Genomic DNA, 7920 nt, shown 5'->3' with positions numbered 1-7920 from the left:
CGGACTAATCTCTTGTGTTCAACATTACAATAAAGTACATGCTTAGTATAAGATTGAACCGCCGTATACGGGTCCGTACGTACGGTGGTGTGAGAGGTCGGAGGTTCGTCACCTCCTCCTACTCGATATTGAGTTGATAATGAATACGGTGATTTTTTGGGATATAATATAAGTAAAACTTATGAAAAAGTGGTGAGGTATGTCAACGTTATCCGAGTTTCACCTACTATCTGTTTTAGCTTCTGAAATGAATATGCGAAAAGCTGCTGAGCGGCTATTTGTTTCACAACCAGCTTTATCACAAAGGTTACAAAATATTGAAAAAGAATGGGGAACTAGGCTTTTCATCCGCTCACAAAAAGGATTATCTCTAACTCCTGCTGGTGAGCTTGTTATAAGGTTTGTGAATGAAGTGTTAGATAAGGAAGAAAAAGTAAAAGAATCAATAAATGCACTTAACTCTGAGGTCCATGGTACGCTAAAGATTGCAGTTGCCTCAATCGTTGGACAGAACTGGCTTCCGCAAGTGTTAAAAAAGTTTATTAACCGTTATCCTCATGCCAAAATTTCACTCGTTACTGGATGGAGCAGTGAAATCCTTAAATCTTTATACGAAGATCAAGTACATATCGGAATCATAAGGGGAACGCCCGATTGGAAAGGGGTGAAAATCCACCTTTTTCAAGATAGCTTGTATCTCGTGGATAAAGAAATTACGAAACCAGAACAAGTCCTTGAAACGGATCGACCATTTATCCAATTTAAAAGTGACTCAAACTATTATCAAGAAATACAAGATTGGTGGCATCGGCAATTTCAGACAGCACCTAAAAGAACAGTTGTGGTTGATCAAATTGAAACTTGTAAACAGATGGCTTTTAACGGGATTGGTTACGCGATCCTTCCTGCTATAACTCTAAATGAGGTGAAACAGGACATTTTTAAAATCCCGTTAATGAACGAGAACCACGAGCCTGTTAAAAGGGACACATGGCTTCTTGGCTATGAATCAGCCTTTCAGCTGAAACAGGTCCAAGCCTTTGTAGAGTTAATTAAGGAGCATATAAATGATGAAAGTGAATAGTGATTTGTTAGTTGGCGATTAATCCACAGAAATATCTAAGGGTGGACAGTTGCCCTTGTTGTGTGGCCTTATTTATTGTTGAATCATAGTTTTCTTCACTTGAATAAAGACCTTTTGTTTGTTAGAATCAATTTCGTAATAATAGAACAATTATAAAAGAATAGTTGTATAAAAATACGACCATTCATTGTTCGCTTTAATATAAGTTATATTAGATTGTACATACTGGAGGTTTTCTAATGAAAATGATGGATGCAAACGAAATCATTGCTTTTATTCAAAACAGCACAAAATCTACACCTGTAAAGGTTTATGTTAAAGGTGATTTAGAAGGAATCGATTTTGGCGCAAGTTCAAAAACATTTATCACTGGTGGAGCGGGTACAGTATTCGGTGAATGGGCTGAAATTAGTGCTGCTCTAGAAGCTAATAAAGATAAAATTGAGGACTATGTGGTTGAAAATGACCGTAGAAATTCTGCGATTCCTCTATTAGATATGAAAAACATTAAAGCCCGTATTGAGCCAGGAGCTATTATCCGTGATCAAGTGGAAATCGGTGATAACGCTGTTATTATGATGGGTGCTTCTATTAATATTGGAGCAGTTGTAGGCGAAGGCACGATGATTGATATGAACGTTGTCCTTGGAGGACGTGCAACAGTAGGGAAGAACTGTCACATTGGTGCTGGTTCGGTTCTTGCTGGAGTAATTGAGCCACCATCAGCAAATCCAGTTATCATTGAAGATGATGTTGTAATTGGTGCTAATGCTGTTGTACTAGAGGGAGTAAGAGTTGGAAAAGGTGCTAGAATTGCTGCTGGAGCAGTAGTAATTGAAGATGTACCGCCTAACGCAGTTGCTGCCGGGATCCCTGCTCGTGTTATTAAGCAAGCAGATGAAAAGACATTATCGAAAACTGAAGTAATCCAAGCATTACGTCAACTATAATAATTTCTGGGAGCGTGGATGAATAGTCCACGCTTTTTAGTAGAGTTTTTGTGAACTTGAAACCTTATGTTTTTAAAGGGGAATCTTTTATGAGCAAAATTAATCCATTTATTCAAATTCGTAGAGACCTCCACCTAATTCCTGAATTAGGTTTTAAAGAATTTAAGACACAGTCTTATTTGTTAAACTACTTAAACTCTTTACCACAAGAGTATATAGAAATAAAGACATGGAAGACCGGAATTTTTGTAAGAATTAAAGGGTTATCACCCTCTAAGACAATTGGATATAGAGCGGATATAGATGGTCTTCCTATTGTAGAGGAAACAGGTCTACCTTTTAAGTCAAACCATGAAAACGAGATGCATGCCTGTGGTCATGATATGCACATGAGTATTGCCCTCGGACTGATTACTCACTTTGTTCATAATCGTATAAACGACAACCTTCTTTTTATCTTTCAGCCTGCTGAAGAAGGACCTGGTGGTGCTGAGCCGATGTTAAATACGGACATCATGACGGAATGGAAACCGGACATGATTTTAGCACTCCATATAGCACCTGAATATGCCGTTGGAGAGATTGCAGTTAAAGAGGGGTTACTTTTTGCAAATACCTCTGAACTTTTCATTGATTTGAAAGGGAAAGGAGGACATGCCGCGTACCCGCACCATACAAATGATATGGTGGTTGCTGCTTGTTCTCTTGTTAGTCAGCTCCAAACCATCATTGCTAGAAATGTTGATCCTTTGGACAGTGCTGTTATTACGATTGGGAAGATAACAGGGGGAACGGTTCAAAATATCATCGCTGAAAACGCGCGATTAGAAGGCACCATTCGTACTCTTTCAGTGGAATCTATGAAAAAAGTAAAGAAGCGAATTGAAGCCATTGTTCATGGTGTTGGTGTTGGATATGAGTGTGAGGTTAAAATTGATTATGGAAGTATGTATCACCAAGTATATAATGAAGAACAGTTAACAAGGGAGTTTATGGAGTTTGTCCGCAAAGAGACAAATATCCATGTCATTAAGTGTAAGGAAGCCATGACAGGAGAGGACTTCGGATATATGCTTGAAGAAATTCCAGGATTTATGTTTTGGCTTGGAGTACAATCAGAATATGGGTTACACCATGCAAAATTGAACCCTAATGAGGATGCTATAGTTACAGCTATTAACTTTATTTCTAAGTATATATCTTATAAAGGTAATTAAGAAGAAAACCGGAACTATTGGAAGTTCCGGTTTTTACATGCACCGCTATTCTGCCTTTTTCTCGATATAAACCTGATGAGGGAAAGGAATCTCAATTCCATTTGCATCTAAAGCTTCTTTTAATGCTTTACGAAGCTTTCTTTCAACTGCCCATTGTTCCATATTTTCTGTTTTAGCAATGATTCTAAGGACAACATCGGAAGAACCTAGAGTCTGTACTCCCAATACGTTTGGACCTTCAACAATAGATGGTTCATCAGCGGAAATTTTATCGCAAGTAGCTTGTAATACTTCAATAGCACGATCGATATCATCATCGTATGAAATCCCGATATCTACTAAAGCTCGCATGTTTCCTCGAGAGTGATTACTTAAGCTTGTAATCTCTCTATTTGGTACATAGTGAAGCGTTCCGTCGAAACCTCTAATATGTGTAGTCTTTAGTCCTACTTGTTCAACGACACCAGAAAAACTAGCTGTTGTTACATAGTCACCAACATCCATTTGCTTTTCTAATAACAGAAAGAAGCCTGTTACAACATCGCTTACTAAACCTTGTGCCCCAAAACCGATAGCTAGGCCAACTACCCCCGCTCCTGCTAAAATAGCTGTTGCATCGATACCAAAAATTTGAAAAATAGTAACAAAAAACACAAACATTAATACATAGGAATATATATTCTTGGTTAAGCTCTCAAGGGTTTTAGCCCGTCCAATGGACACTTGCTCCTTTTTCTGGACTTTTTGAAAGCTCTTATGTATAAGCTTGTTTCCCATTATTTTAACGATAAAGAATGCAATAAAAATAAGAATGACTTTTAAAAGTACTAACCCAGCCTTTATTAAAAAAGCCTCGAAATCAAAATCTTCTAAGTTAATTCCCAGTTGACTTAATCCTATTAACAAATCCAATTTTTAGAATCTTCCCTTCTACTTTTAGTTTATAGTTTGTCAGTATAACAAAGATTTTGTCGCTTGATAAATAATATGTTTGATTGGGATTGAAAAATGCGGAACAACAATTTTTTAATTTTTTCATGTCTAATCCCTCAGAGAATAGAAGTTATGTATATTTTTTGAACGCGTTTAACGTTTTTTCTGTCAATATCAGTGCTATTCTTTTATTCCCGAAAAATTAAATGTTAAACTTGAAATATAAGCGTAATTTATGGGTTACATGATTATTTTTCTAGTGTAGTAGTTTTCACTATTTTGATTGTATTAATTATAAAATTATAATTATTATAATTTTTGATTGATTAAAACGCTGTAATAACGGTGTGATTTTTATTTTTATAATGAAACTACTGATAATTTGTTGTAATTATTCTCAATTTAAAAGGCTATCGGAGGGTTTTGAACATGGCAGAACGGATGGTAGGAAAACAAGCACCAAGATTTGAAATGGATGCAGTATTAGCAAACAAAGAGTTTGGTAAAGTAAGCCTAGAAGAGAACATGAAGAACGGAAAATGGACAGTGCTTTATTTTTATCCGATGGACTTTACTTTCGTATGCCCAACTGAAATCATCGCTCTTTCTAACCGCTATGATGAATTCGAAGATTTAGATACCGAAGTAATTGGTGTATCAACGGATACCATCCATACTCATTTGGCATGGATTAAAACTGATCGTAAAGATAACGGCTTAGGAGATATAAGACATCCTTTAGCAGCTGACACGAACCATGTGGTTTCACGTGAATATGGTGTACTTATAGAAGAAGAAGGGATTGCTCTTCGTGGATTGTTTATCATCTCCCCAGAAGGAGAAATGATGTATTCAGTTGTTAACCATAATAACATTGGACGTGACGTTGATGAGACTCTACGCGTACTGCAAGCCCTTCAAACGGGTGGACTTTGCCCAGTAAACTGGAAGCCTGGCCAAAAAACGTTAACCGTTTAATTCGCATAAAAAGTCAAAGACCTAACATTGTTAGGTCTTTTCTAAATAGTCATGTTACATACATAATCACTGTGGAATAGTATTAAAAACAGAGGAGGACTATTATATATGAAATTAAGAGAATCAATGCCGGAATTGAACGGTGCTACGGAGTGGCTAAATGGAAAGGTTACAAAAAATCAACTACTAGGGGAACAACCAACACTAATCCATTTTTGGTCAGTAAGTTGTTATTTGTGTAAAGAGGCAATGCCGCAAGTGAACCAATTCCGTGATGAGTATAAAGAGAAGCTTCATGTAGTGGCTGTTCATATGCCACGTACAGAAGAAGACCTAAACCTAGAATTGATTAAAAGAACAGCCGATGACCATGGAATCACACAGCCCATTTTTGTGGATGGCGAGCGCAAATTAACTGAGGCTTTTGAAAATCAATATGTTCCAGCCTACTATGTATTTGACAGGTTAGGAAAGCTTCGTCATTTTCAAGCTGGTGGAAGCGGAATGAAGATGCTTGAGAAACGTGTAAATCGGGTCCTAGATGAAGTGGATAAAGCTGAATGATTGTCAAAGGTCAGGATTACCTGATCTTTTTTCGTTCGGTTTAATTCAATCAGTGTTAACTTCAGGCACTAGGATTGTGTTTTCAGCTGTTCGAGTCCGAACACAAGGCTCAGCTTCGGTCACAAACACCAAACATTCTGCTGCCCTATTCTGTACTCGACCGATCACTTCAAATTCAAACATTCTATTATCTACCACTCAAGTCCCAAAACGAACAGATTTCGAATCTTACATCCCATCCTATCGTGCCCTCTATTTGTAATAAAACAAAAAATTAATAATTCTTATAACTAATCATACTTTTTTGTGCAAAAAAGTGGAAAATTCGAACAAAAAGGTGGAAAAATATTTCGAAACCCGTTATATTTATATTTATGCTTAAGTTTTTTAATCTTTTTATATTTCTGACAACAAGAGGGGAGGAAATTTCTTGGAAACATTTAAAAAGTTAAAGGAGTTTTATTGGCCTTTTAAAAGTTACTTTTTCTGGTCAATTGGTTTTCTGTTGTTGGTTACTGGGATTACTGTGGTATACCCCATTATCCTTCAGTTAACCATTGATGAGGTGGTGTTAGGTGGAAAATACGGGTGGATACCATATTTAGCTCTTGGCTTTGTAGGAATTATGGTCGTAAAAGGAATTGGAACTTATATTCATCAATATACAGGCGATTTATTCGGGATTAAGTCAGTCTACAAGCTAAGAAACTCTCTATATGAAAAACTACAGTTTTTGCCTTTTCGTTATTATGATAATGCTAAAACAGGGGATTTAATGTCTAGGTTAACAGCTGATGTTGAAGGATTTCGATTCTTCCTGTCCTTTGGATTTGCGGAACTAATCCGTTTTATATTATTAGTCGGGATTACGTTCTCAGTAATGTTTTATTACTCTATTCCATTAACGCTCGTTACTTTAGCAACTCTTCCGTTTTTAGCAGTAGTCGTTTTTCGATTTGATAAGGCTGTACATCCAGCTTTTAGAGGCATCCGTAAGTCTTTTGGAAAACTTAACACAAATGTACAAGAAAATATTAGCGGAATTAATACCGTTAAGTCACTATCAAGAGAAGATTTTGAGATTGGTAAGTTTAATAACTCCAATGGTGACTATAAAGACAAATACTTATTTACATCAAACATTTGGGCAAAGTATTTCCCACTTATGGAGTTCTTAGGAAATATGAGTGTTGTCTTGCTATTAGCATACGGTGGATACTTAGTATTTAATAATCAACTTAAACCAGGGGAGCTAGTGGCTTTCTATAGCTTAGTCTGGTACATCATGTGGCCAATCATGAACTTAGGTTTTGTGATTAACTTATTCTCTCAATCTAAAGCTTCCGGTGAAAGATTACTAGAAATATTGGAAGAACAGAATGAGATTGAGGAGAAGGATGGCGCAATCTTAACTGAAAAGTTAGAGGGTGGAGTTGAATTTAAAGATGTCACTCTACGTTATGGAAAAGAAGACCAAGAGGCACTTTACAACATCTCTTTTAAAGCTGAACCAGGAAAAGTAATAGGATTAATTGGTTCAACCGGTTCAGGTAAAACGAGTATTACACAGTTAATGACACGTTTTTATGAACCAACCGAAGGAGAAGTCCTCATTGATGGAATTAATGTAAATCAATATGCTCTGCGCTCATTAAGAAGCAATATTGGTTTTGTTCTTCAGGAGTCGTTTTTATTTTCATCATCCATTAAGGCAAACATTTCGTATGGTCGTCCTGAAGCAACGATGGATGAGATCATTGATGCTGCAAAAAGAGCTCAAGCCCATGACTTTATTATGGAGCTACCTGACGGGTATGACACGATGTTAGGGGAAAGAGGAATGGGACTGTCTGGTGGACAGAAACAAAGGATCGCCATCGCTAGAGCAATTTGTGTAAACCCAAGTATATTAATTCTTGATGATGCTACAAGTGCGGTCGATATGGAGACTGAATTCAATATTCAGAAGGCTTTAAATGAGGTTATGAAGGACCGTACAACATTCATTATTGCGCACCGGATATCTTCTTTAAAGCACGCTGATGAAATTCTAGTACTAGAGGATGGCCGCATTGTTGAAAGAGGAATTCATGATGACTTATTAAAAAACAATGGACCTTACCAGCGTGTATTTGATATTCAGTATAAAGATCAGAAAACAGTACTTCAGTCTCAAACAGGATAAGGAGGTGCC

Annotated in this window: 7 protein-coding genes; 6 read left to right on the top strand and 1 reads right to left on the bottom strand. The window is 36.8% G+C overall.

Going from position 1 to position 7920, the window contains the following annotated elements:
* Nucleotides 1–199: 199 nt before the first annotated feature.
* The 3 genes from ACFYKX_RS24450 (at nucleotide 200) to ACFYKX_RS24440 (ending at nucleotide 3251) form a co-directional block, all read left to right on the top strand.
* On the top strand, nucleotides 200–1084 hold the full coding sequence (locus ACFYKX_RS24450) for a LysR family transcriptional regulator (protein WP_389364500.1): 885 nt from the start codon (nucleotides 200–202) through the stop codon (nucleotides 1082–1084).
* 239 nt (nucleotides 1085–1323) lie between these two features.
* Nucleotides 1324–2034 carry a 2,3,4,5-tetrahydropyridine-2,6-dicarboxylate N-acetyltransferase gene (gene dapD, locus ACFYKX_RS24445; protein ID WP_389364499.1) on the top strand — a complete coding sequence of 237 codons (711 nt, stop codon included), beginning with the start codon at nucleotides 1324–1326 and terminating at the stop codon, nucleotides 2032–2034.
* A gap of 89 nt (nucleotides 2035–2123) precedes the next feature.
* A complete protein-coding gene (locus ACFYKX_RS24440) occupies nucleotides 2124–3251 on the top strand; it encodes an N-acetyldiaminopimelate deacetylase (RefSeq protein ID WP_389364497.1) in 1128 nt (375 codons plus the stop codon).
* Nucleotides 3252–3296: 45 nt separating this feature from the next.
* Here the strand turns inward: ACFYKX_RS24440 and ACFYKX_RS24435 are convergent, their stop codons facing one another.
* Nucleotides 3297–4163: a mechanosensitive ion channel family protein gene (locus ACFYKX_RS24435; protein ID WP_389364495.1), complete on the bottom strand. Its 867-nt coding sequence runs from the start codon at nucleotides 4161–4163 to the stop codon at nucleotides 3297–3299.
* Nucleotides 4164–4613: 450 nt separating this feature from the next.
* Between ACFYKX_RS24435 and ACFYKX_RS24430 the strand changes: the two genes are divergently transcribed.
* From ACFYKX_RS24430 to ACFYKX_RS24420, 3 genes are all read left to right on the top strand, one after another.
* On the top strand, nucleotides 4614–5162 hold the full coding sequence (locus ACFYKX_RS24430) for a peroxiredoxin (RefSeq protein WP_389364493.1): 549 nt from the start codon (nucleotides 4614–4616) through the stop codon (nucleotides 5160–5162).
* 108 nt (nucleotides 5163–5270) lie between these two features.
* Nucleotides 5271–5726: a TlpA family protein disulfide reductase gene (locus ACFYKX_RS24425; RefSeq protein WP_389364491.1), complete on the top strand. Its 456-nt coding sequence runs from the start codon at nucleotides 5271–5273 to the stop codon at nucleotides 5724–5726.
* A gap of 430 nt (nucleotides 5727–6156) precedes the next feature.
* A complete protein-coding gene (locus ACFYKX_RS24420) occupies nucleotides 6157–7911 on the top strand; it encodes an ABC transporter ATP-binding protein (protein ID WP_389364489.1) in 1755 nt (584 codons plus the stop codon).
* Nucleotides 7912–7920: the final 9 nt, after the last annotated feature.

Source organism: Cytobacillus spartinae (genome assembly GCF_042865285.1).
Lineage (GTDB): Bacteria > Bacillota > Bacilli > Bacillales > Cytobacillaceae > Robertmurraya_A > Robertmurraya_A spartinae.
This window is presented reverse-complemented; position numbering and strand designations above follow the sequence as displayed.

What these genes read in the sequence shown, in the direction of transcription:
- ACFYKX_RS24450 (WP_389364500.1), top strand. Translation starts at nt 200, where the DNA reads ATGTCAACGTTATCCGAGTTTCACCTACTATCTGTTTTAGCTTCTGAA.
- dapD (WP_389364499.1), top strand. Translation starts at nt 1,324, where the DNA reads ATGAAAATGATGGATGCAAACGAAATCATTGCTTTTATTCAAAACAGC.
- ACFYKX_RS24440 (WP_389364497.1), top strand. Translation starts at nt 2,124, where the DNA reads ATGAGCAAAATTAATCCATTTATTCAAATTCGTAGAGACCTCCACCTA.
- ACFYKX_RS24430 (WP_389364493.1), top strand. Translation starts at nt 4,614, where the DNA reads ATGGCAGAACGGATGGTAGGAAAACAAGCACCAAGATTTGAAATGGAT.
- ACFYKX_RS24425 (WP_389364491.1), top strand. Translation starts at nt 5,271, where the DNA reads ATGAAATTAAGAGAATCAATGCCGGAATTGAACGGTGCTACGGAGTGG.